Origin of the sequence: Salipiger marinus, assembly GCF_900100085.1 — a bacterium.
GTDB classification, from domain to species: Bacteria; Pseudomonadota; Alphaproteobacteria; order Rhodobacterales; family Rhodobacteraceae; genus Salipiger; species Salipiger marinus.
On sequence record NZ_FNEJ01000015.1, the window covers coordinates 1 to 26998 of the forward strand.

27 protein-coding genes are annotated in these 26998 nt (G+C 68.7%); 13 read left to right on the plus strand and 14 right to left on the minus strand.

The features are described 5' to 3' along the window. Positions 1–346: transposase (locus BLR51_RS16715; protein ID WP_165616854.1), on the plus strand; the 346-nt coding region annotated here is incomplete at its 5' end. Positions 347–620: 274 nt separating this feature from the next. On the opposite strand, the gene BLR51_RS16720 is transcribed toward BLR51_RS16715, so the two are convergent. The 5 genes from BLR51_RS16720 to BLR51_RS16740 all read right to left on the minus strand — a co-directional run bounded on the left by BLR51_RS16720 (position 621) and on the right by BLR51_RS16740 (position 5616). Next, the gene (locus tag BLR51_RS16720) at positions 621–1550 is read right to left on the minus strand and encodes a transglutaminase family protein (RefSeq protein ID WP_089849102.1); all 930 of its coding nucleotides are present in this window, start codon (positions 1548–1550) and stop codon (positions 621–623) included. 10 nt (positions 1551–1560) lie between these two features. Beyond that, a complete protein-coding gene (locus BLR51_RS28225; RefSeq protein ID WP_089849103.1) occupies positions 1561–2169 on the minus strand; it encodes a type II toxin-antitoxin system RelE/ParE family toxin in 609 nt (202 codons plus the stop codon). 71 nt (positions 2170–2240) lie between these two features. After that, positions 2241–2483 (minus strand): hypothetical protein, encoded by a 243-nt coding sequence (locus BLR51_RS27455; RefSeq protein ID WP_131821832.1) that lies wholly within the window; start codon positions 2481–2483, stop codon positions 2241–2243. Positions 2484–3286: 803 nt separating this feature from the next. After that, positions 3287–4918, minus strand: coding sequence for a pyridoxamine 5'-phosphate oxidase family protein (locus BLR51_RS16735; RefSeq protein ID WP_089849107.1), 1632 nt, complete (start codon positions 4916–4918; stop codon positions 3287–3289). Between the two features lie 62 nt (positions 4919–4980). Then, positions 4981–5616, minus strand: a complete 636-nt coding sequence (locus BLR51_RS16740) for a glutathione S-transferase family protein (protein WP_089849108.1) — start codon at positions 5614–5616, stop codon at positions 4981–4983. A gap of 120 nt (positions 5617–5736) precedes the next feature. Between BLR51_RS16740 and BLR51_RS16745 the strand changes: the two genes are divergently transcribed. After that, positions 5737–6639 carry a LysR family transcriptional regulator gene (locus BLR51_RS16745; protein ID WP_089849110.1) on the plus strand — a complete coding sequence of 301 codons (903 nt, stop codon included), beginning with the start codon at positions 5737–5739 and terminating at the stop codon, positions 6637–6639. A gap of 21 nt (positions 6640–6660) precedes the next feature. On the opposite strand, the gene BLR51_RS16750 is transcribed toward BLR51_RS16745, so the two are convergent. Next, a complete protein-coding gene (locus tag BLR51_RS16750) occupies positions 6661–7560 on the minus strand; it encodes a LysR family transcriptional regulator (protein ID WP_089849112.1) in 900 nt (299 codons plus the stop codon). Positions 7561–7767: 207 nt separating this feature from the next. On the opposite strand from BLR51_RS16750, the gene BLR51_RS16755 reads away from it, so the two are divergent. After that, entirely contained in the window at positions 7768–8175 is a 408-nt protein-coding gene (locus tag BLR51_RS16755) for a RidA family protein (protein ID WP_089849114.1), read from the plus strand. A gap of 381 nt (positions 8176–8556) precedes the next feature. Here BLR51_RS16755 and BLR51_RS16760 read toward each other — a convergent pair whose 3' ends face one another. Then, positions 8557–9555, minus strand: a complete 999-nt coding sequence (locus BLR51_RS16760; RefSeq protein WP_089849116.1) for a homoserine dehydrogenase — start codon at positions 9553–9555, stop codon at positions 8557–8559. Between the two features lie 86 nt (positions 9556–9641). Then, complete coding sequence (locus BLR51_RS16765) at positions 9642–10487, minus strand: helix-turn-helix transcriptional regulator (RefSeq protein ID WP_089849118.1); 846 nt, start codon at positions 10485–10487, stop codon at positions 9642–9644. Positions 10488–10565: 78 nt separating this feature from the next. Between BLR51_RS16765 and BLR51_RS16770 the strand changes: the two genes are divergently transcribed. The 4 genes from BLR51_RS16770 (at position 10566) to BLR51_RS16785 (ending at position 14991) form a co-directional block, all read left to right on the plus strand. Next, positions 10566–11471, plus strand: coding sequence for an SDR family oxidoreductase (locus BLR51_RS16770; protein ID WP_089849120.1), 906 nt, complete (start codon positions 10566–10568; stop codon positions 11469–11471). Between the two features lie 218 nt (positions 11472–11689). Beyond that, positions 11690–12202, plus strand: a complete 513-nt coding sequence (locus BLR51_RS16775) for a CinA family protein (RefSeq protein WP_089849123.1) — start codon at positions 11690–11692, stop codon at positions 12200–12202. Then, on the plus strand, positions 12199–14262 hold the full coding sequence (locus BLR51_RS16780) for an NAD(+) synthase (protein WP_089849125.1): 2064 nt from the start codon (positions 12199–12201) through the stop codon (positions 14260–14262). The genes BLR51_RS16775 and BLR51_RS16780 overlap by 4 nt, the downstream gene beginning before the upstream one ends. 120 nt (positions 14263–14382) lie before the next feature. Continuing rightward, the gene (locus BLR51_RS16785; protein WP_089849127.1) at positions 14383–14991 is read left to right on the plus strand and encodes a hypothetical protein; all 609 of its coding nucleotides are present in this window, start codon (positions 14383–14385) and stop codon (positions 14989–14991) included. 11 nt (positions 14992–15002) lie between these two features. Here the strand turns inward: BLR51_RS16785 and BLR51_RS16790 are convergent, their stop codons facing one another. Next, positions 15003–15905 (minus strand): LysR family transcriptional regulator, encoded by a 903-nt coding sequence (locus BLR51_RS16790; protein ID WP_165616855.1) that lies wholly within the window; start codon positions 15903–15905, stop codon positions 15003–15005. A 91-nt stretch (positions 15906–15996) separates the two neighbouring features. Here BLR51_RS16790 and BLR51_RS16795 point away from each other — a divergent pair, with 91 nt between their 5' ends. The 6 genes from BLR51_RS16795 to BLR51_RS16820 all read left to right on the plus strand — a co-directional run bounded on the left by BLR51_RS16795 (position 15997) and on the right by BLR51_RS16820 (position 22279). Beyond that, positions 15997–16956 carry a TAXI family TRAP transporter solute-binding subunit gene (locus BLR51_RS16795; protein ID WP_089849130.1) on the plus strand — a complete coding sequence of 320 codons (960 nt, stop codon included), beginning with the start codon at positions 15997–15999 and terminating at the stop codon, positions 16954–16956. Between the two features lies 1 nt (position 16957). Then, positions 16958–18817, plus strand: a complete 1860-nt coding sequence (locus BLR51_RS16800; protein WP_089849132.1) for a TRAP transporter permease — start codon at positions 16958–16960, stop codon at positions 18815–18817. Beyond that, entirely contained in the window at positions 18814–20124 is a 1311-nt protein-coding gene (locus tag BLR51_RS16805) for an acyclic terpene utilization AtuA family protein (protein ID WP_089849134.1), read from the plus strand. The genes BLR51_RS16800 and BLR51_RS16805 overlap by 4 nt, the downstream gene beginning before the upstream one ends. Beyond that, positions 20111–20407: an AtuA-related protein gene (locus BLR51_RS16810; protein WP_089849136.1), complete on the plus strand. Its 297-nt coding sequence runs from the start codon at positions 20111–20113 to the stop codon at positions 20405–20407. Before BLR51_RS16805 ends, BLR51_RS16810 begins: the two co-directional genes overlap by 14 nt. 59 nt (positions 20408–20466) lie before the next feature. Then, entirely contained in the window at positions 20467–20817 is a 351-nt protein-coding gene (locus BLR51_RS16815) for a hypothetical protein (RefSeq protein WP_089849138.1), read from the plus strand. Positions 20818–20923: 106 nt separating this feature from the next. Further along, positions 20924–22279 carry a PepSY-associated TM helix domain-containing protein gene (locus tag BLR51_RS16820; protein ID WP_089849140.1) on the plus strand — a complete coding sequence of 452 codons (1356 nt, stop codon included), beginning with the start codon at positions 20924–20926 and terminating at the stop codon, positions 22277–22279. 42 nt (positions 22280–22321) lie between these two features. Here BLR51_RS16820 and BLR51_RS16825 read toward each other — a convergent pair whose 3' ends face one another. Genes BLR51_RS16825 through BLR51_RS16845 form a run of 5 tightly spaced genes read right to left on the minus strand, consistent with a single transcriptional unit; the run spans position 22322 to position 26996 of the window. Next, positions 22322–22915 carry an ABC transporter ATP-binding protein gene (locus BLR51_RS16825; protein ID WP_089849142.1) on the minus strand — a complete coding sequence of 198 codons (594 nt, stop codon included), beginning with the start codon at positions 22913–22915 and terminating at the stop codon, positions 22322–22324. Next, entirely contained in the window at positions 22908–23684 is a 777-nt protein-coding gene (locus BLR51_RS16830) for an ATP-binding cassette domain-containing protein (RefSeq protein ID WP_089849143.1), read from the minus strand. The genes BLR51_RS16825 and BLR51_RS16830 overlap by 8 nt, the downstream gene beginning before the upstream one ends. Beyond that, on the minus strand, positions 23684–24496 hold the full coding sequence (locus tag BLR51_RS16835; protein ID WP_089849145.1) for an ABC transporter permease: 813 nt from the start codon (positions 24494–24496) through the stop codon (positions 23684–23686). Before BLR51_RS16835 ends, BLR51_RS16830 begins: the two co-directional genes overlap by 1 nt. Next, positions 24493–25482, minus strand: a complete 990-nt coding sequence (locus BLR51_RS16840) for an ABC transporter permease (RefSeq protein ID WP_242656762.1) — start codon at positions 25480–25482, stop codon at positions 24493–24495. Before BLR51_RS16840 ends, BLR51_RS16835 begins: the two co-directional genes overlap by 4 nt. Further along, entirely contained in the window at positions 25461–26996 is a 1536-nt protein-coding gene (locus BLR51_RS16845; protein WP_089849147.1) for an ABC transporter substrate-binding protein, read from the minus strand. Before BLR51_RS16845 ends, BLR51_RS16840 begins: the two co-directional genes overlap by 22 nt. Between the last annotated feature and the right edge of the window lie 2 nt (positions 26997–26998).

The following is a 26998-nucleotide window of genomic DNA, read 5'->3' on the forward strand; positions in this document are numbered from 1 at the left end:
CACTCCGGGGCAGACATCCGATTACCTGGGGTTCGACCTGGTCATGGTCAACAACCTGCCAGAGCCGAGCGTCCTGCTGGCTGACAGAGGCTATGATGCTGACCGCATTCGGAAAAAGATGGAGGCGCGGGAGGTGCTCACCCAAATTCCCATGCGCAAATCACGCAGGATGCGCGTGGGTGTGGATCATTCTCTCTATTCCTTGCGCAACCTTGTCGAGCGGTGCTTCAACAAGTTGAAAAACGCACGCCGTGTCGCCACACGCTACGACAAAACCGCTGAGAGCTTCTTGGGCTTCATCGACATCACCTCCATCCGACTTTGGCTGCGCCTTTTGTCAACATGACCTAGTCCGATCTGGATCGTCGAGGTCATCATCAGGGTCTGCTGGTTGAGCTTGGTTTCCGTTTGGATCGATACAGTTTATTGGATCATTGAAGCAATAAGAGTACCTGTTGGTGCCAATCCCGGGAGCAGTAGGGTCAAACCAATCGGGCTGTATGAACATGGCGCTGGCCTGCGAGGCAAGGGCTGCGAAGAGGGCGGTCAGAAAGGTTTTGTGCAGAAATTTGAACATCGGAACCGGCCCCGCAAATACAAGCTATGGGCGAGATGCTACATCAGGGATTGAAGGGCTCCCAACCCAGATTCTCGGCCTTGTCGAACATGGTCTGGTTGACCCGCAGGAGGTAGTCCAGCCGGGGGCGCTCGGACTCGGGAACTGCGTCCAGGCTGGGATACTTGGCTTCAAAATCCTGCTTCAGGATCAGGAAGGTGGCACTGCCCCGGCGCACCATGGCCTGCACAAACAGCGGGTAGTGATCGAGGGCTATATCGGCGATGGCCATGCCATCCATGTAGCGGCCCTTGCCGATCTGATCCTCCATGACCACTTCCGCCATCACGGCGACAGTCTCGGCCTTCGTCAGCGGTTGCAGGTAAATACCGGTTTCCATTGCGCGATCCGAGATCGGCAAGAGGTCGCGGTAATGCTGATCGCGGGCGGGAAAGCCTCCGCTGGTGGCCTCAAGATTCCAGAGCTTGCCCTCGTCATCGCGGAACTTGACCAAGACGTGGATCGGGGCACTGGCGGCGGTGATGTCCAACCCGATCCGCTGGCCGAGGATGATCATCAGGATCAGCATGGTCACGCAGTTGCCCTGCCGGTCATCCAGATAGTCGGCCAGCAGCTTGTTGCCGGGGATCTGGCCGTAGGGATCGGCCATGTCATAGGCGAAGGGCCGGTTGTCGTTCCATGGCCCAGCCTCGTAGAGGTAGCGCCGTAGCACTTCGACCTTCGCCCATGCATCGGCCCCTGCCGGGATCATCGCCGCAAGTTCCGCCGTCATGGCGTCGATCTGTGCCAGCTCGACGTCCACATCGACAGATGGCATGACCAGGCGGTCCAGCTCCAGCTTGGCCTGCGCCAAGTCGATTGCCTCCATATCCTGCGCGAAGATCGCCTTCACATCGGAACGCACATCTGCTGAGGCGGCAGAGCCGCAGGCGCAAACAATGGCAAGGGCGATCAGGCGGGCGCTGTGGAACATGGCGGATTGCTCAGGACAGCAGTGCGCGTTTCACCGCGTCCGGCTCTCTTTGGATCAGCCGCAGCAGGGTTGCCGCTGGCCCACTGACCCGGCGCTGGCCCTGTTCCCATTTCCGGTAGCCTGAAAGGCTCATGCCCATCAGCGGGGCCATCTGGGCTTGCGTCAGGTGGGCCTGTTCCCGCACTTTCCGCGGGGCAATGGGGTCATGGACAATGGCCGGGCCTTCGCCCTTCGCATGGGCAAGGGCCTCGGTCATTGCCTGGATAAGATCGTCGCCGAAGGTGCTCATCTCTTCTCCTTCCGGGTTCAGTGCCGCCGCCAATGTGGAAACGGCGCGTTTTTCGTCGGGCGTCATGTCGCCCTGATCGTTCTTCGCATAGGCCAGAAGGGCGTAGAGCGGCATGGTGTCATCTAGGTAGTAGTAGATGATCCGTGCCCCTCCCCTCTTGCCGCGTCCGGATGCCGCAAAGCGAACCTTGCGAACCCCACCCGTTCCCGGGATTTCATCGCCAGCCAGCGGATTCTCCGCCAGAAAGTCGATCAGCTCGCGCTTCTCGTCCTCGGTGAAGAGCTTTTCCGTCTGGCGGGTGAAGATCGGGGTCTCTGCTACCGACTGCATGGCTGCATATACCCCATTGGGTTACTACTTTCAAGTGTCATGCGGCGATTGACCTTTCCGGAACCGTGGCATTAGCCGAAGAGGCGTTTCCAGAAGCCTTTCGGCCTTGGGTCGTTCAGCAGCGTCAGCACGCGGCCTTCGGAGCTGTCGAGGCGCTTGCGAAGATCCTCCACGGTGTCCGTCAGATGGCGTTTCTGCTCCTCTAGACCGTTCTTTCGTTCCTCCATCACGGCAAGTTCTTTTTCCAGATCAGCTATCCGCTGCAATGCGTTGAAATCTGGGGGCAATCCGGCCTGTTGCGCGCCGTCGCGCATCGTTGCATTGTTTATCTGCGCGACGCGTTGCGCGACGGGTTGGAAAACTCTGTGAAGCTCAGACGGATCTATTTCTTATGATCCAGATTCACCCTTAGGCGCAGAAATCTTCCCGCTTTTTATGGCGCGCTGAATGGTTGCCTTGTTCTTTCCGGTGGCCGACGCTGCTTCTGAGAGGGTGTATTTCATGGTGTTGCGGGTCCGTTGCGCATCGTTGCATTGCTATGCTGTGCGACGCGTTGCGCCGTTGCAAGGGCTTTCCTATCGGCGCAGATTTTCCTGTTTCTTGCAGTATGCCACGAAGGCCGCACCGGCATTTTTGGGCGGGTTCCCTTTTGCAGCTTCGGCCTTGGCGAAGGCCATCCAGTCCGACCGTAGGACGTGGTAATCCCTGCCCTTCTCGCGGCGCTCGGTCGACAGATCCTGCCCGCAGCCGCCGGTCCGCATGACGCGGGAGAGGAGCCTCTCCCGGTCGAGCCGCTGGACAGGCGCGGCGGCGCCCCCATCGCGATGCCGCGCCCGGCCAGCGGCCACGGCACGATGCCCCCCTGTCTGGCTGCAGGCGCTGCCGACCGAGCAGGTCAAGCGCTCCCGCCGCGCCGCCCGCCCCCTTCGGGCCGCATCACGATGTCCAGCATGCACTCCTCTGCTGTGATCCCGCAATCGCCCCCCCGCCCGCTGCTTCTTCTTGGCAAAAATATCCCGGGGGTCCGGGGGCTGGCCCCCGGCTGCCGCAGGTCCTGCGCTCCGTCAGGCCCCCGCCCGGCGCTGGCCGCTCCATGCCCGTGTGATCCGGGCAGGCGCTAGCCCGAGGGCCCGAAGGTTTCGGTGATTACATGCTCCGCCGCCACCCCGCCCGCGTCCAGACCGGAGCGGAGATCGGCCAGAAAGCCGGGCGGCCCGCAGAGCAGATAGCGCGCCCGTGGGCCAAGGTTCAGGGCAAGCAGGTCGCGGGCGGTGATCCGCCCTTCGGATTCGCAATTCTGCCCGACCCGGTCCTCCGCATCCGGCGCGCTGTAGAAAAACCTCATGCGCAGCATGGGCGCGCGGGCTGCCAGCAGGGCCAGTTCGGTCGCGAAGGCATGGCTGCGGCGGGTGCGGGTGCCGTGCAGCAGCCAGACAGGGCGGTCGGGCTGCTCCGCCGCAAGCTCGTGCAGCATGGCCAGCATCGGCGTGATCCCGACACCGGCGCTGGCCAGCACCAGCAGGTCGCGCCCCTGCGGCAGCACAAAACTGCCTGCGGGCGGGGAGGCCTCGATCACGTCGCCGATCCCGACCGCGTCCTGCAGGTGACGCGAGGCCAGACCTCGTGCGGTGCGCTTGACCGCGATGCGGTAGGGTCCACCATCGGGCGCTCCGGCCAGCGAATAGCTGCGCCGGACCTTGCCCGGCTGTCCCGGCACGTCGAGCGCCACCGGCAGGTGCTGACCGGCGCGGAACCGTCCAAGCCTGCCGCCCGCAGCGTCGGCCAGCAGGAAAGAGGTGATCTCGTCACCCTCCGGCACCTTGTCGATCACCCTCAGCCGCAGCCGCGCGATGCTCTCGCGGCTCCAGCGCAGCGCAAGCGCGGAGGGGCGGTCGATCACCCTGTCGACCGTCACCACGACCATCCGCCGCGCCTCCGGATCGTGGCTCGTCTCCCCGGTCCAGTCGATGCGGGCGCGCCCGGTCAGCTGCAGCAGCCCGCCTGTGCCGAAATCGACAAAACACAGGCCCACACGCGGATCCCGGACAAGATTGCCGATCGTGTTGAAAAACCGGTTGCCCGCGTAATCCGGAATGCGCAGCGTTCCGTCCGCCGCCACGCGGACAAAGCCCGGCGCGCCGCCGCGATGTGACGCGTCATAGCCATCGGTCGCGAGGCCCGCTCCGGAGGACTGGCCGGAGCCGATGAAGACCGTGTCCGCCGCCTCGATCCGGCGGATCTGCGCCGCATCAAGCCGCTCCGTGACCCGCGCCGCGCCCTCCGGGGCCGCCTCGGCACGGTGCCAGTCGCGGGGGTGGATGTATTGCGGGCAGTTGCCAAAGCTCTGGCGGACATGGATCCCGTAGCCGTCGCGGGTGCTGCGGACGACCCCGTTGACCCGGTTGCGCCGCCGGCTCGCCAGATCGATGCCCAGCAGGCCGATCTCTGCCCCCGCCCGCAGCGCCCCGGCAAGCGGATCCTGCGCCGCAAGGCGGGCGTGCAGGATCAGGCGATGCGCGTCCGGCGTGGCGATGAACCCCTCTGGCCCCTCGAGAAGCGACACCCAAGGGCGCCCCTCCGCATCGCCCGCCGCAAGCACAAGAAACGGCAGCGCCGCGAAGAAGTCACGGTGCTGGCCGGGCATGTGATCGCGGATGAAGGGCCCGGCGGAGGCCGCGACATTCAGCGCGCCCGCGCGCCGCTGCGCGGTCAGTTCGCCGGGATGAAAGGGGCTGGTATCTGTGGGCATGACCGTTCTCCTTCCGCGCGGCGGTGCCGGGCGGATCGCTGGGGGCAGGGGGGGGCAGGGCGTCAGGCCAGCTGCGGCGACCGCGCCATGCCGACAAATTCTGGCAGGGCCTCGATCCGCGCGAGCCACGCGCGGAGCGTCGGATAGGGCGCAAGGCTCACGCCGCCCTCGGGGGCATGGGCGATATAGCTGTAACCTGCGATGTCGGCGAGCGTCGGGCGGTCCGCGGCCAGCCAGTCCCGGCCCTGCAGATGCGTTTCCATGACCCTGAACAGATCATGCGCCTTGGCCTTTGCCGCCTCATGGTCCAGCGGCGCCCCGAACAGCGTGACCAGCCGCGCCGCGCAGGGCCCTGCCGCGATCTCGCCCGCCGCGATGGAGAGCCAGCGCTGCACCTCGGCCTTTTCCGCCGGGCTGATGCCGGTCCAGAGCGGTTCCTCGCCATAGCGCGCGGCAAGATAGACGAGGATGGCATTGGAATCGCTCAGCCGCGTGCCGTTGTCGTCGATGGCGGGAACCTGCCCCAGCGGGCTGATCATCAGGAACCCGGGCGCCTTGTGGGCCCCCTGCGTCATGTCAAGATCGACGGTCTCATAGGGCAGGCCAAGCAGCGCGAGCATCAGCTCGACCCGGTGGCAGTGCCCCGATTTTGGGGTGCGGAACAATGTGACGGGGACGGCGGGCAGCGCGTCGGCCATGGGAACTCTCCTCTGCGGGGTCATCATCCGGGTGCCCTCGACACGTAGCAGCCTTTACATCCTGCAATAATGGGTCGATCGTGAATGCCTGAATTACCAAATCTGAAATGATAAGCCGCGATGGACCGTCTGCATGCCCTGAGCCTGTTTGCCGCCGTGGCGGAGGCGGAAAGCTTCGCCGGGGGTGCCCGGGCGATGGGGGTCAGCGCGCCAACCGCCACGCGCGCGGTGCATGCGCTCGAAACCGCGCTTGGCACCGCGCTGCTGACCCGCACGACGCGGCGGGTCCGGCTGACCGAAACCGGGCGCGTCTATCTTGAACAGGTGCGCGACGTGCTGGCCCAGCTTCAGGCGGCGGACGATCAGGCCGCAGGCACGGCCCAGAGACCGGTGGGGCAGCTCAGGATCACCTGCCCGCAGGAATTCGGGCGGATCTATGTCGCACCGCTGCTGACCGAGTTTCTTGACCGCTTCCCGGCAGTCAGTGCCGATGTGCTGATGGTCGATCGCGTCGTCAATCTGGTGGAGGAGGGGTTCGACCTTGCCGTGCGGATCGGCCCGCTGCCCTCCTCGGGCCTTGTTGCGGTCCGGGTTGGCGAGGTGCGGCGCATCGTCTGCGGCGCCCCGGCCTATTTCCGCCAGCACGGGCGACCGGCAAGCCCCGCCGAACTTTCCCGGCACCGGCTGGTGTCGATCGGGACGGGTGGTCCGGCGCGGGAATGGCGGTTCGGCAGCGGTCCCGCCGTCGCGATCCGGCCGCAGCTGAATGTCAGCAGCATCGCCGCCGCGATAGAGATCGCGCGGCAGGGCTGGGGGCTGAGCCGGGTGCTGTCCTATCAGGTGGGGCCCGATCTTGAAAGCGGCGCGCTGGAAACGGTCCTTGACGCCGAGGCGCCGGAGGCGCTGCCGATCCATCTGGTCCGGGCCGACGGGCGGGGCAGCGCGGCGAAGGTGCGGGCCTTCATGGCGTTTGCCGCCGAACGCCTGCGCCAAAACAGCGCGCTGCGCCGGGCCAGAGCCTGAGCTTTCCCGGGAACCAGCCGTTTAGCGGCGGCCCAGTTCCTCGGCCAGAAAGTCGATGAAGCGGCGCACGCGCGGCTCCAGCAGGCGGCGGCTGGGGTAAAGGGCGACGATACGCAGCGTGCCAAGCTCCAAGTCCGGCAGAACCCGCACCAGCCGCTTCTGGGCGATGTCCTCGTCGATGAGAAAGGCGGGCAGAAGCGCGATGCCCTGCCCGGCCAGCGCCGCGTCGCGGATCGCATGGGCGCTGTCCATGCGCAGCCGTCCGCGCACCGGCAGCTTGTGCAGACGGCCATCCGGGTCATGGGCATGCCAGTCCTGCGTCAGCGTTCCGCTGCGAAACAGGATGCAGTCATGGCGGCCGAGCGCCTCGGCCTGTGACGGGGTGCCCTGCGCTGCCAGATAGCCGGGCGCGGCGCAGAGCCAGACCGGGTAACTGGCGATCCGCCGCGACATCAGCCCGGCGGGCGCGGTTTCTGCCCCGATGCGGATCGCCAGATCGAATCCTTCGGCGACAATATCCGCGGTGCGGTCGGAAAACGCCATGTCCACGCGGACATCCGGCCATGCCTCAAGATACCGCGTCACCAGCGGCAGGATCATCCGGCGTCCGAAGGCATCCGGCACCGTCAGGCGCAGCAGGCCGCGCGGCGTGCCGACGGGGCCCGCGACGGCGGCTTCGGCCTGTTCGATGGCGTCAAGGATGCGCTGGCCACCCCCGACCAGCGCCTGCCCCTCCTCCGTCACCCGGACCGAGCGCGAATTGCGGTGCAGCAGCCGCACCCCCAGCCGGGCTTCAAGCCGGGCCACGGCCTTGCTTGCGGCGGATCCAGTCAGGCCAAGGCTGCGGCCCCCGCGCACGAAGCTGCCCGCCTCCGCCACCGCCATGAAGATGACGATTTCGTTCACCTTGGTGGGCGTCATGCCGGGGTCCGGCGGATGTCTGGGGCGGGTGTCATGCGGGCGGCTCCGTGGGCTGGCGGAACCCTAGCCCCGGTCGGTCGCGGGCGTCCAGCGGCGGCAGGCGTGACTTCTGGTCAGCGCTGGCCGGACATCCGTTCCGCGCAGGATCGCTTATCTGGACAGGACCACAATCACGACCGGCGCCGCGCCGGTCAGCAGGAGACCGATATGACCAGACCGCTGATCCGGCTCAACCCCGCCGGGCTTTTTGATGCCAGCCAGAACCACCATGCGCAGGGCACCCTTGTGGACGGGGGCAGGCTGGCCTTCTTTTCCGGACAGATCGCATGGCAGCGGGGGGTGGAGATGGCGCCGCCATCGCTGGCCGCGCAGACAGAGATCGTGTGCCGGAACCTGCGCAGCTGTCTTGACAGCGTCGGCGCCGCATCCGGGGATATCGTCAGCCTGCGCGCCTATATCGTCGACTGGACACCGGAAAAGGCCGCCGAGGTGTTTCCGCCGCTGGTCGCCTTTCTTGGCGATGCCATGCCCAGCCTGACCGGCATCGGCATCAGCGCGCTGTTCCGCCCCGACCTGAAGATCGAGATCGAGATGGTGGTGCGGGTTCCCGACTGACCGGGGCGCGCGGCCTTGCCCTAGCCGGTGCCCTGCAGGATGTGCCGCGCCGTGGCCACCGCTTCGCCCGCAAGGGGGCGCGGCCCTCCGGCTCCGCCACGGCACGGCGTCGCGGCATTTCCGGCCCGCAGCGCGGGCGGCGCCCAGAAAGCTGCATCCGCCGCGCCTTTGGCCAGACTGCCGCAGGATTTCGGGGCCGGTTGTGGCCTCAGGGGCGGCGGGCCCCTCCGCCGCGCGGTGGACAGGGGCGCCTTTGCTCTCAGATCCAATCTTGCGCGGCCCGCAACGGCGATCATCCGGCCCGCACCGGCGCCCTGTCCCGCACCGGCACCCCTGCGCAGCCCGGATGGGTCGCGCCATGGCAGCCTTGGGGTCTGTCGGTCAGGCGGATCTGGCGGCGAGGATCTGTTCAAGATCCTTCAGCGCGGCGGCGGCGGTGGCCAGAGGCTCCGCCGCGTCGGAAATCGCCAGCGTCTCGCCCATGGCGTCGGTGATGATGCGGATGGCCTTGGCCTTGCCGCTCACCCGCGCGAAGGGGTCATCGGGCGGGTAGGTCCTGATCTTCACCTCGGCGCGGAACCGCTCTTTCTCGCGGGTCAGGCTGCCGACAAGTTTGGGCACCACGCCGCGGGCGCGCCAGTCGTCGATCTGCGCAGGCGTGAGGGAGTGCAGCCCGTCCACGCTCACCTCCGCCATGGTCAGCGTGGCGCCCAGCCCGAAATTGGCGATCAGCAGCAGCTTGCAGGCGGTGTCCCAGCCCTCGATGTCGTTGCGCGGGTCGGCCTCGGCAATGCCGTTTGCCTGCGCCTCTGCCAGCGCCGCGTCAAAGCCAAGACCCCGGACCGTCATGGCCTCCAGAAGGACATTGGTGGTGGCGTTGAGAATGCCGTCGAGCCTGAGCACGCTGCTGCCGGAAAGGCTGGTCTGCAGAAGGTCAAGCGTCGGCAGGGCTGCGGCGGCGGCGCCGCTGAGCTTCAGCAGCGCGCCCGTCTGCCGCGCGATCTGGCGCAGATGCGGCCCCCGATAGACCAGCGCGCCCTTGGAGATGACGATGGTGTCGCGCCCCGCCGACAGCGCCGCCTCGATATAGGCAAGCCCGGGGCCGCCGGTGCGGAAGTTGGTAGGCCCGGCCTCGATCAGGATATCGGCTTGGCTCTGCGCGATAAATTCCGGGCCGGTCAGCCCCTGCTGCAGCGACGTCAGCTGGTGCGCCTCAAGCCCCTGCGGCCCTGCCAGACCGGCGCGGGAGCCGCAGACCGCGACCAGCCGCACATCCGCCCCATGAACCTCGCGGTAGCGCGCGCGCCGGGACAGAAGCAGCTCTGCCGTGGCGCGCCCGACGCCCCCGAACCCCGCGATCGCAACGGTGACCTTTTGCATGGCAGTCTGCCTTTCCTCCTTGCGTGGTGCCTGAGCCCGTCTTGGGCGGGCCGGGCCGGATCCGCAACCGCGCAAGACGGCATGGGTCAGGCCAGCCCGTCCGGACCGGCAAGGCCGCGCATCTTTTCCGCATCACCAGCGCTGGCCGGAGTGTAGATCATCAGCTTGAGATCGGGTCGGCCATCCACCGCGAAGGAGGAGAATTCGAAGCTGATCTCTCCTGCGGTGGCATGGCGGATTGTCTTGGCGCCTTCGCCGGGGGTCAGCACGTCCTGATCCGCCCACATGCGCGCGAAATCCTCGCTTGCCGCCGAAAGCTCGGCGACAAGCCGCGCCGCCACTCCGTCTTCGCCCACGCGGGCGGTTTCGGCGCGGAAGGTCGCGACCAGAAAACGCGCCACGCCCTGCCAGTCGGTCTGGGCGGCGCGGGTGGCAGGATCAAGGAACATGCGCCGCAGGATATTGCGCCCCTCCGGCGGCAGCGCGGCGTAATCGGTCAGGGCAAGCTGCGCGGCCCGGTTCCAGCCGATGACATCCCATGTGGCCGTGGCGACCGTGGCGGGGATCAGCGGCATCGCGTCCAGAAACCGCTGCAGGCGCCACGAGATCCCCTCTGGCGCGCGGGGCTGCAGCTTGGGCGGACGCCCGATGCCGACAAGGAACAGATGCTCGCGCTCCGCCTCGCTCAGCATCAGCGCCTTGGCCAGACTGTCGAGCACGCGCGGCGACGGCGCCCCGCCGCGCCCCTGTTCCAGCCATGTATACCATGTGGTGCTGATGCAGGCGCGCTGCGCGACCTCCTCGCGCCGCAGGCCCGGGGTCCGGCGACGGCCCGTATAGCCAAAGGCCGTGGGATCAAGCCGCTCCCGCCGGTCCTTGAGAAAGGCGCCAAGCCGGTGCCCCGCCGCCGCAGTGTCGAGAGTGGTGGTCATTATACCCCTATAATGTCCCGTCTTTAATAGCAGTCAGACTGCCCCAGAGTGTCTGCGGACACGAGAGGAAAGTTTGTCATGAGAATATTTGTCACGGGCGCCACAGGGTTTGTCGGCGCGGCAGTCGTCAGCGACCTGCAGGCCCACGGGCACAGCGTTCTGGGGCTGGCGCGGTCCGACCGGAGCGCGGCGCAGCTGAAGACCGCCGGGGCAGAGGTGCTGAGGGGCGATCTTGCGATGCCCGACCGGCTTGTCGCGGGCGCGCGGGCTGCCGATGCCATCCTTCATGCGGGGTTCCTGCACGATTTCCCGCGCTTCGCGGAGGCCTGCGAGATTGACCGCCGGGCGATCGAGGCGCTTGGCACGGCGGTGGCGGGCACGGGCAAGCCGCTGGTGGTGACGGCGGGGCTTGCCTTTCTGGACACTGCCGGTGCGGTCGCGGTGGAAACCGACCGCGCCTTTCCGCCCTCTGCGGCCTATCCGCGGGCCACGGAAGCGGCGGCGGATGCGCTACGCGCGCAGGGTGTGCCGGTGACGCTTCTGCGCCTTCCGCCCAGCGTGCATGGCCGGGGTGATCATGGCTTCGTGCCGATGCTGATCGACATCGCGCGGCGGACGGGCCGTGCCGCCTATATCGGCGAGGGGGCCAATCTGTGGCCCGCCGTGGCCGTGCAGGATGCCGCCCGTCTTTATCGTCTGGCTGTCGAACAGGGCCCCAGCGCCGAGATCTGCCATGCCGTGGGCGAGGCGGGCGTGCCGTTCCGGCAGATCGCGGAGGCGATCGCGATCGGGCTTGGCGTGCCAAGCATGTCGCTGTCCGAGGAGGAGGCGCGCGCCCATTTCGGCTGGTTCTTTCCCTTCGCCACGCTTGACCAGACCGCCTCCGGCGAGCGCACCCGCGCGCGGCTTGGCTGGCAGCCCGGCGGTCCCGATCTGCTGACCGACCTCCGGAGCGCGGGCTATTTCGAGGTGCCGGTGGTCTAGGCGCAGTCCTCAGGAACTGATCCTGCGCGACCCCCGGACGGGGGTCCGCATTGACGACACTCCTTCGAGGATCCCGTGCCGGACGGGCGCAATCTTGCGCGGCGGTGCAGCCCGACCGGCGCGCAGGCTCTGCCGTGATCTGCCATCGCGCCTGAGGGGGGCGGGAACAGTCGGAGGGGTTCATGGTTCTGGGGCGGCCCTTCCAGAAAGAAAACAGGATGTCAGTCCCCAAGATGAACGCCCCGGAAACCACTGATCTGACTGCCACCCGCGCGGCGCATGTGCTGGCGCGGGCCTGCGACCGCAACCTGACGCTTGCCACGGCGGAAAGCTGCACTGGCGGGCTGGTCGCGGCGCTGGTCACCGATATCGAAGGCTGTTCGCACGCCTTTGACCGTGGATTTGTCGCCTATACCGACGCGGCCAAGCAGGAACTGCTTGGCGTGGACCGCCGTCTGCTTCAAGACTGTGGCGCGGTGTCGAAGGAGGTGGCGGTGGCCATGGCGGACGGTGCGTTGATGCGGTCGGGTGCGGATCTTGCGGTTTCCGTCACCGGCTATGCCGGACCCGCCGGCGAGGGGCGGGAAGAGGGGCTGGTGCATTTCGCGCTGGCCCGGAAAGGCGGGCCCACCCGGCACCGGCAGGAGTCCTTTGGCGCCATCGGGCGGGATCCGATCCGGCAAAGATGCCTTGAAACCGTGCTGGATATGCTGGAAAGCGTTGTCGCATGACAGATCGCACCAAAAGCTCCTTTGCCGCCTATCACCGCCACGGCTTCGTGCGCGTCGCCACCTGCACGCCGCAGGTGCGGCCTGCGGATGTCCGGTTCAACTGCGACAGCGTGCTGGACCAGATGCGGCGCGCCGATCAGGCCCGCGCCGATCTGCTGGTCTGCCCCGAACTCTGCCTGTCCTCCTATGCCATCGACGACCTGCATCTGCAGGAGGCGCTGCTTTCCGAGGTGGAGCAGGCGGTCGCCACGCTGGCCGAAGCCAGCGCCGGTCTGTCGTCGGTCATCCTGATCGGGGCGCCGCTGCGGCGCGACGGGCGGCTTTACAACTGCGCGGTGGTGCTGTCGCGGGGGCGCATCCTTGGCGTCGTGCCCAAATCCTACCTGCCGAATTACCGCGAATTCTATGAAAAGCGTTGGTTTGCCCATGGCCGCGGGCTGGCGGGCGAGATCGCCGTGGCGGGACAGCGCGTGCCCTTCGGCGATGATCTGATTTTTGAGGCTTCCGACCTGCCCGGTCTGATCTTCCATACCGAGATCTGCGAGGATCTGTGGACCCCCGCGCCGCCCTCTGCCGATGCGGCCATGGCAGGGGCGCTGATCCTCACCAATCTTTCGGCCTCCAACATCGTCATCGGCAAGGCGTCGGACCGGCATCTGCTCTGCCAGTCGCAGTCCATGCGCGCCTTTGCCGCCTATGTCTATTCCGCGGCAGGGCCGGGCGAAAGCACCACCGATCTTGCCTGGGACGGGCAGGGGATGATCTATGAACTGGGCGATCTTCTGGCGGAATCCGACCGCTTCCCGACCGAGCCGCAGCTGACGCTGGCCGATGTGGATACCGGGCGGCTGCAGTCGGAACGGATGCGCACCGGCAGCTTCGACGATGCCGCCCGCCACAAGGCGCCCAGCTTCCGCCGGATCCTGTTCGACCACCAGCCGCACCGCGCCGAGGCCGGGCTGATCCGTCCGGTGCGGCGGTTCCCGTATGTGCCGAACCGCGCGAGCCATCTGGATCAGGACTGTTTCGAGGCGTTCAACATTCAGGTGGAGGGCCTGCGCCGCCGCTTTGAATCCACGCGCGGCACCACCATGGTCATCGGCATTTCGGGCGGGCTCGATTCCACCCATGCGCTGATCGTCGCGGCCAAAGTCTGCGACCGGATCGGCCTGCCGCGCAAGAACATCCTTGCCTTCACCATGCCGGGCTTTGCCACGTCGGATGCCACCAAGGACAATGCGTGGAAGCTGATGCGCGCCATGGGGGTCAGCGCCGACGAGATCGACATCCGCCCCGCCGCGCGGCAGATGCTGGCCGACATGGGCCATCCCTTCGCGGGGGGCGAGCCGGTCTATGACATCACGTTTGAAAACGTGCAGGCGGGGCTGCGCACCGACTATCTGTTCCGGCTTGCCAACCAGCGGAACGGCTTTGTCGTGGGCACCGGCGATCTGAGCGAGCTTGCGCTTGGCTGGTGCACCTATGGCGTGGGCGACCAGATGAGCCATTACGCGGTGAATGCGGGCGTGCCGAAGACGCTGATCCAGTATCTGATCCGCTGGACCACCCGCACCAACCAGTTCGATCCCGAAACGGACGCGGTGCTGGAGGCGATCCTTGCCACCGAAATCTCGCCCGAACTGGTGCCCGCAGGCGAGGGCGAGCAGATCCAGAGCACGGAGTCGATGATCGGCCCTTATGAGCTGAACGATTTTTTCCTGTTCCACATCATGCGCTACGGCGCAGCACCCTCCAAGGTCGCGTTTCTGGCATGGCATGCCTGGCATGACGCGGCGCAGGGGGTCTGGCCGGACGGATTTCCGCAGGCCAAGCGCAACGAATATGACCTGCAGACGTTGCGCCACTGGCTGGAACGCTTCCTCGTGCGGTTCTTTGCCACCAGCCAGTTCAAGCGCTCGGCGCTGCCGAACGGGCCGAAGGTCAGCGCGGGCGGCGCGCTGAGCCCGAGGGGCGACTGGCGCGCGCCCTCCGACAGCGTGGCGACGCCGTGGCTGGACGAGCTGCGCCGTCACGTGCCGGAGCATTGGCCGGCGGGCTGAGTGCTGCCACCCTCGGGGCCGGTCCTGCCTGCGGGCAGGGACTGACGACCCGCGCAGGCTGGCGCGCGACAGGCCGGAGGCCGCGCGGCCCCGGCGCAGGTTCAGAAGAAGGCGACGATCATGTTTGAATGGTTATCAACCCATAGCAACTCCCTGCAGGTGATCCTCAGCGGCCTGACCGCGCTGATCTGGATCGTCTATCTTCAGGTCTTTCTTGTCAGCTTCCGGCGCCAGCGCCGGCCAGAGATCATCATTTCGCTGGGGGCGGGGGCCGGGACCAAGGCCAGCTGGTTCGTGGCCAATCTGGGGCTGGAGCCGGTGTTCATCGTCGATGTTCTGGTCCGGCTCGAAACCGAGGACGGCATCACCGAGGCGGTGGTCACCGACCGCACCGAGATGAACGACCGCGAACTGAGCAACCCCGGCGAGGCCACCAATCAGGGCCCGCTGGCCAGCGGCGCCTTCATGAGCATCGGCACGCTCGACACCCTGCTGCACAGATCCGCCTCGCAGCCGATCCCGGTCAGCGATCTGAAATCGGTGACCATCGTCGTGGCGGCTTCCATGGCGGCGCGGTGGTCGCTGGTCGGGGCCTCGCGCCAGTATCGGCTCAGCTTTGACGAGGAGGGCGCGCCCACCATCCTTGCCACCAAGATCGACACCGACCAGATCCGCAGCCGGGCCGGGCGCCGCGCCCTGCTCCGGAAGCTGGAAAGCCGTCTGGGCTAGGGGCCGGGCGGTCAGCCGGTCGTCTCGCGCGTGACATGGGTCAGAAAAGCCTGTGCGGCGGGGGTGAGCGAGCGCCCGGTGCGGCGCACCAGCCCGATCCGGCGCTTGGCGCCAAAATCGCGGATCGGACGGCGGATCAGCCGGTCGGTGCGCAGCACCGGCAGCGTCAGTTCGGGCAGGGCGGACACGCCCAGCCCCTCCGCCACCAGCGCCCCCGCCGTGGCCAGATGCGCCACCTCGAACCGGGGCGACAGCGGCTGCCCCAGCCGCAGGCAGGCACCGTCGAGCAGTTCGCGCACCGACGTGCCCTGCGCCATGGCGATGAACGGCATCCGCACCAGTTCGGCCCAGTCATAGGCGCGGTCTTCGGCCAAGGGCCCGTCGGGGGCGCCGATGGCGACAAAGGCATCATCCATCAGCGGCAGGAAGGACAGGCGGCTGCGCGCCGACACCGTGCCCGCCGCAAAGCCCAGATCGGCGCGCCCCGTTTCCACCGCCTCGATGACGCTGCCCGACAGCGCGTCGATGATGCGCAGGTCGATGTCGGGATGGGCGGCGGAAAAGCTGCGCAGGATGCGCGGCAGCAGCGCCGTGGTCACCGAGGGCAGCCCGGCAATCGTCAGATGCCCGTGCCGCGCCGACAGATGCGCGTCAAATTCGGCCTGCGCGTCCTGCGCGGTATGCACCATCCGCTCCGCGATGCGGGCAAAAACCTCGCCGCTGCGGGTCAGGCTGACATTGCGGGTGTCGCGGTCAAAAAGCCGCGCCTCCAGCCGGTCCTCCAGCGCCGCGATCTGCCGGGACAGCGCCGAGGGCGACAGGCCCAGATCCTCGGCGGCGGCGCGGAACGATCCGCCACGCGCAAGGGCAAGCACGGCGAGATAGTCCTGCAGAGTGGCATTGTTGCGTGTCATGCAGCAATTGTGCAGATCTTGTCTGTTTTCGCAATGGACTCCCTGCGGCATCATGACCTGACCCCGAGGAGGGGGTTTTTGGGAGGATACCATGAAACACGCATTTGCCGCCCTGCTGGGCGCCACCCTGCTTGCGGGCCCCGCGCTGGCGCAGGACACGGATCTGCTGATCGGATCCACCTCGGCCTCGTCCAGCCATTACGGCTATTTCGTCGCGGTGGGGCAGATCATCAACGAAAACGCCGAAGGGCTGCGCGCCAGCGTGGTGGAAACCGGCGCGACCATGGACAACATCCGCCGCATGGCGCGCGGGCAGGTCGATCTGGGTCTGGTCACCACCAACACCGCGCAGCACGCCTATAGCGGCACCAAGGATTTCGAAGGCAACGCGCAGGATCTGCGCCTGCTCTGGGTCTACAGCAACGCGCCGCAGAACGTGGTGGTCCGGCAGGATGCGGGGGTCGACAGCCTTGAAGCTCTGGCCGAGGTGCGCTTCAACCCCGGCATCAAGGGCAGCGCCACGGAAAGCACCACCGAAGCCGTGTTCGACACGCTGGGGCTCAGCGCCGATTACGTGCGCGGCTCGACCACCGACATCGTGGATGCGATCAAGGACAACCGCGTGGCGGGCTATGTGAAATCCGGATCCGGGCTGAAGCTGGACGGCTCCACCATGGACGTGGCCACCACCACCGACATCGCGGTGCTGGGGCTGAGCCCGGAACAGGCCGACACGCTGCGCACCGAAATGCCGGATCTGGCGGTGGTGGACATTCCCGAAGGCGCGGCAGAAGGCGTTCCCGCCTATACCACATGGGCCTTCGGCGTGGGTGTCGCGGCACCGTCAAGCATGGATGCCGACACCGCCTATGCCATCGTCAGCGCGGTGATGGCCGACCAGACCGCGCAGGCCAATGCCATGGCAAGCCTCAAGGATGAAAGCCTTGCGCAGATGACGCTGGACTATGGCAGCATCCCGCTGCATCCCGGCGCCGCCCGCTGGTTCGAGGAACAGGGCATCGAGATCCCCGCCAAGCTGAAGGCCGAATGACATGACCGCGGAGCGCGTCCAGAAAGGACTGGCGATCCTCGTGGGCGCCTTCGTTTTCTACACGGCAGCCACCGGCCCCTTCGAGGGGCTGATCCAGCGCGCGCTGTTTCTGGCGCTGGTCTGCTGCCTTGGCTTTGCGCTCTATCCGCTGGGGGCTGGCACGCGCTGGCGCCCGGCGGGGCTGGCGCTGGATCTGGCGCTGTCCGCCGTGGTGCTGGCGGCCTGCGGCTATGTGGTCTGGAATTACGACGCCATCATGACCACCCTGCCATGGGCCACCACGCTTGACATGGTGCTGACCGCCGGGCTGGTGCTGGCGGTGCTGGAACTGGGGCGGCGCACGGTCGGGCTGATCTTTCCGGTGCTGGTGCTGCTCGGGCTGGGCTATGCGCTTTTCGGCAATCACCTGCCCGGGCCGCTGCGGCATCGCGGCTTTGACAGCGCCTTCGTGACCGAGACGATCTTTCTGGGGGATCTGGGCATCTGGGGGATGCTGACCGGCGTGGCCGCCACGGTTATCGCGGCCTTCGTGCTGTTCGGCGCGCTTCTGCTGCATACGGGGGGCGGTCAGGCCTTCATGGATCTGGCGATGCGGCTTGGCGGGCGGCAGCCGGGGGGTGCCGCCAAGATCGCCACCATCGCCAGCGGGCTTTTCGGCATGATCTCCGGATCCGCCGTGGCCAATGTGGCGACCACCGGCAATTTCACCATCCCGATGATGATCCGGCTCGGCTATCCGCGCCCCTTCGCCGCCGCGGTCGAGGCGGTGGCCTCGACGGGCGGGCAGATCGCGCCGCCGATCATGGGGGCCGCGGCCTTCGTCATGGCCGAGATTCTGGGCGTGCCCTATACCACCATCATCATGGGCGCGATCCTGCCCGCGATCCTGTTCTATGTCTCGGTCTTCGTGACGGTGCATTTTGTGGCGGTGCGGCGCGAGCTTGCCGTGGTGCCCGAGGCCGATCTGCCCGCATGGGGCACCATCCTCGCGCCGCGCCGGGTCGCGCCGATCCTCTGCGCGCTTGGGGGCTTGGGCATCGGCATCTGGCTGGGCCGCTCCATCTCCACCTCGGCGTTTTACGGGGTGATCGGGCTGCTGCTGGCCTTCGTGCTGACGCAGGCCGGGCAGCTGCGGCCCCGCGCCATGGCGGGCCGGGTGCTGGACGGGCTGGAGGATGCCGGGCGCGGCATGGTCATCATCGGCGTGCTGCTGGCGGGGGCGCAGGTGCTGGTGTCGATGATCAACCTGACCGGGATCGGGGTCACGCTGTCATCGCTGATCGTGGCGCTGGCCGGGGATTCCGTGGTGCTGGTGGCGGGGATCGTGGGGCTTGTCTGCCTCATCATGGGCATGGGCCTGCCCACCACCGCCGCCTATGTGCTGGTGGCGGCGGTGCTGGCGCCCGCGATGACGGCGGTGGGGGTCGATCCGCTGGCCGCGCATCTTTTCGTGTTCTACTTCGCCACCATCTCGGTGATCACGCCGCCGGTCTGCGTGGCGGTCTTTGTGGCCTCGGGCATTGCCAAGACCAACTGGCTGCCCGCCGCGGGCGAGGCGGTGCGGCTGGGGGCGGTCACCTATATCGTGCCCTTCCTGCTGCTGCTCTATCCGGGGATGCTGCTGCAGGGCGGCGCGCTCGGCATCCTCGAGGCGGTGTTTGCGGGGCTGGCGCTGGTGCTGGCGGTGCCCGCCCTTCTGGCGGGGGCGCCGCTGACCGGGCGGCGCGGCGTGGATGTGGCGCTGCTGCTGGTGGTGATCGGGCTGGCGATCTTTCCGCATGTGGCGACGCCGTTTCTGGCGCTGGCCCTGTTCTTTGGCGCGCGCCATCTGGGGCACAGACAGAAAAGGGCGCTGGCATGACCACGATCCGCATTGGCGCAGGCGCCGGGTTTCAGGGCGACCGCATCGGCCCGGCGGTTGATCTGGCCGAACGTGGCGGGCTGGATTTTCTGGTCTTCGAATGCCTCGCCGAACGCACCATCGCGCTGGCGCAGCAGGCCCGGCTGGCCGATCCCGCCGCAGGCTTTGATCCCCGGCTGGAACGGCGGCTGCGCGCGGTGCTGCCCGCCTGCGCCAAGGCAGGCACGCGCATCGTCACCAATATGGGGGCGGCCCATCCCCGCGCCGCCGCCGCCCGCGCCCGCGCCGTCGTGGCCGAGCTTGGGCTCGACCTCAAGGTGGCGGCGGTCACCGGCGATGACGTGCTGGACCGCATCGGCGGGCAGGTGCTGGACGAGACCGGGCGCCCCGCCCGCGATCTGGGGGCGCGGCTGATCTCGGCCAATGCCTATATCGGGGTGGGCGGCATCGTGGCGGCGCTGGCGCAGGGGGCGGATATCGTGATCTGTGGCCGCGCCTCCGATCCGGCGCTGTTCCTTGCGCCGCTGGTCCATCACTTCGGCTGGGCCATGGATGACTGGACCCGGCTGGGGCGGGGCACGCTGGTCGGGCATCTGCTGGAATGTTCGGCGCAGATCACCGGGGGCTATTTCGCCGATCCCGGCGTGAAGGACGTGCCGGGGCTGGCGCATCTGGGTTTTCCGCTGGCCGAGGTGGCGGAGGATGGCACGGCGGTCATCACCAAGCTGCCGGGCACCGGCGGCCTTGTCAGCCGCGCCACCTGCACCGAACAGCTGCTTTATGAAATCCACGATCCCGCCCGTTACATGCAGCCCGATGTCATCGCGGATTTTTCCGGCGTGACGCTGGACCAGATCGGCCCGGACCGGGTGCGCGTGGCGGGGGCCGGGGGGCAGGCGCCCTCGGGGCTGCTGAAAGTCTCGGTCGGCTATCGCGACGGCTGGCTGGGAGAGGGGCAGATCTCCTATGCGGGGGCGAACTGCGTGGCGCGCGGAGAACTGGGGCTGGAGATTCTGGACGAGCGGCTGCGCGAGGCGGCGATCCTTGAACGGCGCGGCGATCTGATCGGCGCGCAGGCCGAGGCCCCGCGCGAGGTGCGGCTGCGCTATGCCGCGCGCTGCGCCGACCGGCTGACCGCGCAGAGCGTGGCCGAGGAGGTGGAGGCGCTTTACCTCTGCGGTCCCGCCGCGGGCGGAGGGGTCACCACCACGCTGCGCGAGATCGTGGCCATCGCCTCGACGCTGATGCCCGCAGGGCAGGTGCCCGTGCGCGCCGAACTGGAGGAGGTGCAGCATGCGCCTGCATGACCTGGCCCATGGCCGCACCGGCGACAAGGGCGACGTGTCCAACATCTCTGTCATCGCCTACCGGGCGGAGGATTTCCCGCGCCTGCTGGCCGATCTGACCCCGGCGCGGGTTGCCGCCCATCTGGGCCAGCCCGAGGCGTCCGTGACCCGCCACGTCCTGCCGCAGCTGCAGGCGCTGAACTTCGTGCTGCGCGGCGCGCTGACCGGCGGCGTCACCCGGTCGCTGGCGCTGGACGCGCATGGCAAATGCCTGTCCTCGGTGCTGCTCGACATGGATTTGTAACGCCGCCTGCGACAGTGTTTCGGCTTTTCCGCCGCGCGCCCGCGTGGCATGTGAGGGCCATGTCGATCCGGCGCGCCACAGCTGTTCTTGCCGTCCTGCTTGCGGTCCTCCTTGGGGGGACCGGGGTCGGCTCGGCGCGCGCCATGGCGCCGGACCGCGACACGGTCGCCCTGCAGATGCTCGACCAGATCTACGGTCTCGCCGCCGGTGACCTTTGCGGCGAGGAGGCGGGCCATGCGCTGACCTGCCCGCTGTGCCACGCCCTGCCCGAGGCGCCGGTCTTCGGGGCCACCGGGCGCGAGGCGGCGCTGGTGCCGCATGACGGCTGGCGCAGGCTCGCCGATCTGCACCGCGCGGCACAGGCGCGCAGCCTCTGTCATTCCCCAAGGGCGCCCCCGCTCGCGATCTGACGGCCCTCAGGCCGATCTGACCGCACCGGACCGCGCGCGGGGCTTCCGCGCGCCCCGATCCTTGGCATCTGCCCGCCCTCGACGGCGGGATTTCAGGACTGACCTCATGACCGACACTTCCCCGCGCGCGGCCAGCGCCGCGCTTTACCGTGCCATCTGGCGCTGGCATTTCATCGCAGGACTGCTGATCCTGCCTTTCGTGCTGATCCTTGCCGTGACCGGCGCAATCTATCTGTTCAAGGACGAGATCAACGACGCCGCCTATCGCCCGCTGCGCTTTGTCGACCCGGCAACAACCGCGCCGCTGCGCCCGTCGCAGATCACCACCGCAGCGCTTGCGGCGCATCCCGGCACGCTGCGCGCCTATAGCCCCGCACCTGCGCCCGACCGCAGCGCCGAGGTCGACATCTTGGGCCAAGACGGGCTGCGCGACACCATCTATGTCGACCCCTATCGCGGCACCGTGCTGGGCACGCTCTGGGATGGCGGGGCGGCAGGCAGCCCTGCGATGTTCGTGGTGCGCAAGCTGCACTCGCTTGACTACGTGGGCTGGTTCGGCAACCGCCTGATCGAGGCGGCGGCGGGCTGGATGGTGCTGCTGGTGGCGACCGGCACCTATCTGTGGTGGCCGCGCAACAGCAAGCTTGGCACCGTCCGGATCAAGGCCACGCGCGGGCGCCCGTGGTGGCGCGACCTGCACGCGGTGACCGGGCTTTATACCGGCGGGTTCATCGTGTTTCTGGCGCTGACCGGCCTGCCATGGTCGGGGGTCTGGGGCGGCAAGTTCTACGACTATTCCTATGCGCTGGGGCTGGGCATCCCCGATGGCTACTGGTCCGGGGCGCCCGTCTCGACCGTGCCGGTGAAAGACGCGGTCGACCGCGCGCCATGGATCATGGAAAACCAGCCGCTGCCGCTGTCCGGGGCCACCGAAGGCCCAGTGCAGGCGCTCGACACCGTCGTGGCGCGGGTCGAGGATCTGGGGCTGGTGCCCGGCTATGGCGTCACCATCCCCGGCACGCCGGAGGGGGTGTTCACCGCCTCGGTCTATCCCGATGACATCACCTATGAACGGGTGATCCATCTGGATCAGTATAGCGGCGCCGTGCTGTATGATGCGGATCTGGCCGATCTGGGCACGCTGGGACGCTGGGCCGAATGGGGCATCAGCGTGCATATGGGTCAGGAATTCGGCCTGCTGAACCAGATCGTGCTGCTGCTGGCCTGCCTTGCCATGATCGCGCTCTGCCTCTCCGCCTCGGTCATGTGGTGGAAACGCCGCCCCTCGGGGTCGCTCGGCGTGCCGCAGGTGCCGACCGACTGGCGCATCCCGCGCATGCTGCTGCTGATGGCGGTGGCGGCGGGGCTGTTCTTTCCGCTGGTGGGCCTGTCGATGCTGGCGCTGGCGGGGGTGGAACTGGCGGTGCATCTGCGCAACCGCCGCCGCCTGCGCATGGCCTGACAGCACCCTTGGGCGTCCGGTCCGCCGGGCGCCCGCCTGCGGCTAGGGGAGCCGCAGGATCCGGGACGCGATGCGGTCCAGCAGCGCCGCGTCATGGCTGATGGCCAGCACGGCAAGCCCGGTCCGCTCTGCCAGATCGCGCAGCACCTGCCAGATCCGCGCCTGCGACAGCGCGTCCATGGAGGCGGTCAGCTCGTCCGCGACCAGAACGCGGGGGGCCGCGCCAAGCGCGCGCAGCAGCGCCACCCGCTGCAGCTGCCCGCCGGAAAGCTCCTGCGGAAACCGGTCCAGCCAGTCGGGCGCCACCTGCAGCAGCCCCGCCAGCGCCGGATCGGGCGGCCCCGCCTCGGCCAGCACCCGATTGATGCGCCAGCGCGGGTTCATCGCCATCTGCGGATGCTGCGCCACATATTGCACCGGGCAGGGGCCGCGCCGGGGCAGGGGGGCGCCGTCCAGCGTGACCCTGCCCGCGCGCGGCGGGTGCAGCCCCGCCAGCACCCGGCCCAGCGTGGTCTTGCCAGAGCCGGAGGGCCCGGCAAGGCCAAGGATCTCGCCCCGCGCCAGATGCAGCGACAGATCCGCCAGCACCGGTGCCGCGCGGCCATGCCCGGCAGTGATGCCCCGCGCCTCAAGCATCGGGGTCAAAGCCGTTCTGTGGGAGCGCCCGCCACAGCGCGCGGGCATAGGCGCTGGAGAGCGCGTCACCTTGGCCCGCAAAATCCGCCGCCCGTTCTTCGGCCCGCATCCCGCCCTCGACCAGCACGGCGACGCGATGCGCCAGCGGCAGGATCGCGGGCAGGTCATGGCTGATGAGCAGCACCGCCGCCCCGCGCGTGGCCTCGGCGCGGAGGCGGTCCAGCAGGCGGGCGGCGCTGGCGGGATCAAGCCCCACGGTCGGCTCGTCGGCGATCAGCAGATCGGGCTGCCCCGCGCCTGCCGCCGCCGCCAGCACCCGCCGCGCCATGCCGCCCGACAGCTGGTGCGGGTAAAGCCGCGTCGTGCCCTGCGGCAGCCCCAGCGCGGCAAGCCGCGCGCCCAGATCGGCACGCGCGCCCACGCGGCGGGCCGCCCATGCCAGCTGCCGCCCCACCCGCGCCGTGGGATCGAGATGCGAGGCCTGCTGCGGCAGAAAGGCGATGCGCCGCCCGCGCAGCCCCGGCGGATAGGGCTGGCCCAGCACCTGCCCGTCAAACTCCAGCGTGCCGCGCAGCCGGGCGTTGCGCGGCAGCAGGCCAAGGATGGCATGGGCGATCAGGCTCTTGCCCGCGCCAGAGCCGCCCACCAGCGCCAGCACCTCGCCCGGGGCCAGCCGCAGCGACACGCCCCGCACCCCCGGCACCTCCACCTGCCGCAGCAGGCCAGCATAGCGGCGAAAGGTGATGGTGACATCGCGCAGCACCAGCATCAGAGCCGCACCTCTGCCGGAGAGAGCAGCCGCCGCAGGCTGCCGCCCAGCAGATCGAAGGCCAGCACCAGCGCCAGCAGCATGGCCCCCGGAAAGACCGCCAGCCACCAGCGGCCCGCACCCAGATGGCGCATCGCCTCGGCGAGCATGACGCCCGTGGCCGGGCGCGACGGGTCCAGCCCGAAGCCGAGAAAGGTCAGCCCCGCCTCGTGCAGGATGGCATGGGGGAACATCAGCAGCACCCCCACCAGCAGCTGCGGCGCCAGATGCGGCAGCACGTGATGGACCAGCACGAAGCGGCGCGGACGCCCCAGCGCGCGCGAGGTTTCGACATAGGGCATCGCCATGACCTGCCGCAGCTCGCCGCGCAGGATGCGCGCCAGCCGGGGCCAGTGGCTGACCGCGATGGCAAGGATCACCGCCGCCGTGCCGCCGCCCAGCATGAAGGACAAGAGCAGCAGCAGCAGCAGATGCGGCAGGGCCAGCATCACATCGGTGACAAACCCCGCCACCGCATCGGCGCGCCGCCCCAGCCCCGCCAGACCCGTCACCGCCACCGCGATCAGCGCCGACAGCCCCGCCGCCGCCAGCCCGACCCGCAGGCTGAGCGCGAGCCCGTGCAGGCTGCGCGCCAGCAGGTCGCGGCCCATGTGATCGGTGCCGAAGGGATGCGCGGGCGACGGCGGCAGCAGCCGCGCGCCAAAATCGGCGGCGATGCCGCGCGCGCCCAGCCCCCATGACGCCAGCGCCACCGCAAGGATCAGGGCAGCGGCAAGCCCTGCCGCCGCGATCAGCCGCAGCCGCCCGGTCATGCCGCCCCGGTCAGGCGCGGATCCATCCGCCGCGCCAGCGCATCGGCCAGAAGGTTGCCGGAGGACACCACCAGCGCCGTCAGCAGCGCGATCGCCATCAGCAGCGGCACATCGCCTTTCAGCCCCGCCTCCACCGTGGCGCGGCCCAGCCCCGGCCATGCAAAGACCTGTTCGGCCAGAACCGAGCCGCCGATGATCTCTCCGGTGGCGGCAAAAAGGGCTGCAAGTGCGGGCAGCCCGGCATTGCGCGCGGCGTGGCGCAGCAGGATGTCGGGCAGGCCTGCCCCCTGCGCACGGGCCAGCAGCACATAGTCCGAGGCCAGAACCTCGATCACCTTCATGCGGGTGTGCAGCGCGATCTGCGCCACGCCGAACAGCGTGAGCACCGCCAGCGGCAGCGCCAGATGCGCCAGACGCTGGCCCGGCGTCACCTCGTCGGGGGGCAGGCCGATGGGCCCCGCGCAGCAGACCGGCGCCCAGCCCAGAGTGACCGCGAAGAGCGCGAGCGCCAGCATCCCCAGCCAGAAGGTCGGCGTGGCTGCCAGCAGATAGCACCAGAGCCGGATGACCCGGTCGGGCCAGCGGCCTTCGGTGGCGCCCGCGACCAGCCCCAGCGCAAAGCCAAGCAGCCCCGACAGCGCCCATGCGAGCCCGGTCAGCGCCAGCGAGGCCAGCCCGCGCTCTGCCAGAACCTGCGTCACCGGCGCGTTATAGGCGGTGCTGTGCCCGGCATTGCCCGTCAGCAGCTGCCCGGCCCATCGCAGGAACTGCGTGGCGGGCGACTGGTCCAGCCCCCATGCGGCGGCGATCTGCGCGGTCTGTTCGGGGCCGACCCGCGCCATGGCGGGCCCCAGATAGGCGGTGACCGGATCCACCGGCGAGGCCTTCATCATGGCAAAGACCGCCAGCGCCACGACGGTCAGCAGCAGCACCTGCCGCGCGAGAAGCCGCAGCGCCCGCATGATCAGTCGCAGGTCCAGCGCCATTGCGCCAGCGTCGCGGTGACGGGCCAGCCATGGCCATGCGGTTCGATCTGCGTCTGCCCCAGATCCAGGCAAGGATTGGCGAAATAGACATGATCCAGATTGACCAGCCACGCCCAGGCATTGTCCCCCGCCAGCCCGTATTGCGCCGCCGCCTCGGCCCAGATCGGGAAGGAGGCTTCGAGGCTGGGGGCGGCCTGCGCTTCGGCAAAAAGCTGCTCTACCTGCGGGTTGGCGTAGAAGCCGGGGTTCATGTAGCCGACCCCGCCCAGACCGGCGGCATAAAGGCTGTAAAGCTGAAACGGCGAATGGCTGCCGAAGCCGAAGATCACCGGTTCGGCATGCATCACCCGTTCGATGCTGTCCCAGCTGCCGCCCTTGGGCGTGGCCTCGATCCCCAAGGGGCGCAGCAGTTCGGCCACGGTTTCGGCCAGTGCCTGCCGGGTGGGATCGGAGGCAGGGTAATGGACCGGGAAGGCGGCGCGCTGGCCGTCCTTGGCGCGGATGCCATCTGCGGCGGGGATCCAGCCCGCCTGCTCCAGAAGCTGCCGCGCCGCCGCGGGGTCGGGGGTTATGCGGTCCTTGGGCCCTGCCCATGGCAGACCGTCGGCGGGGCCAAAGGCGGGCGTGCCATGGCCGTTCAGCGCCACATCTACCACCAGATCGCGGTCGAGGCCCAGATTGATCGCACGCCGCACCGCCGGGTCGGAGGTGACGGCATGGCCCACGCGCCGCCCCGCCTCGTCGCGCGGCGGCGGGAAGGGCAGGCTCAGCCCGCGATTGTCCACCGTGCGCGCTGTCACGGCGTGGAACCCCTCGGGCCGCGCATCGGCCAGCTGCGCGGGCACCGAGACCAGATGCACCGCCCCCGCCCGCGCCGCCGCGAGCCCGGCATCGGCGCCGGTGAACAGGAAGGTCAGCCGGTCAAAGGCGCCGGGCGTGCCGTGATAGGCCGGGTTGCGTTCGACGATCAGCTGCTCGCCCTCGGTCCACGACACCATCCGGTAGGGGCCGCTGCCCACCGGCGCGCGGCCATAATCCGGGCCGTAGCTGGCGGCAGGCACGATGCCGAGCGTGTAGAAGGTTTCGGCAAAGGTGATCCACGGGCGGCTCAGGGTGATCTGCAGATGGTGATCGTCCAGCGCCCGGGCCTGCACCATCACGCTCAGGTCATGGGCGCCGGGCGCGCGCTTGGCCTGTTCATAGGTGAAGGCCACGTCATGGGCGGTCAGCGGCGTGCCGTCGGAAAACCGCAGATCCGGGCGCAGCGAGATGGTCCATGTCAGCCGGTCCTGCGACAGATCCCAGTCTGTGGCCAGATCGGGCACGGTGGCCAGATCCGCATCGCGCCGCAGCAGGGTGGACTGGAAGAGCGGCGTGCCATAGCTGCCCCAGCCCAGCACCGGATCAAAGCCCGTGTCCGGCTCGCCGCCAAGCGCCAGCACCAGATCGGGCGCGGCCTGAACCGGGGCGCATCCCAGCAGCAGGGCGGCCGCCGCCGCGCGGATCGGTGTCATCT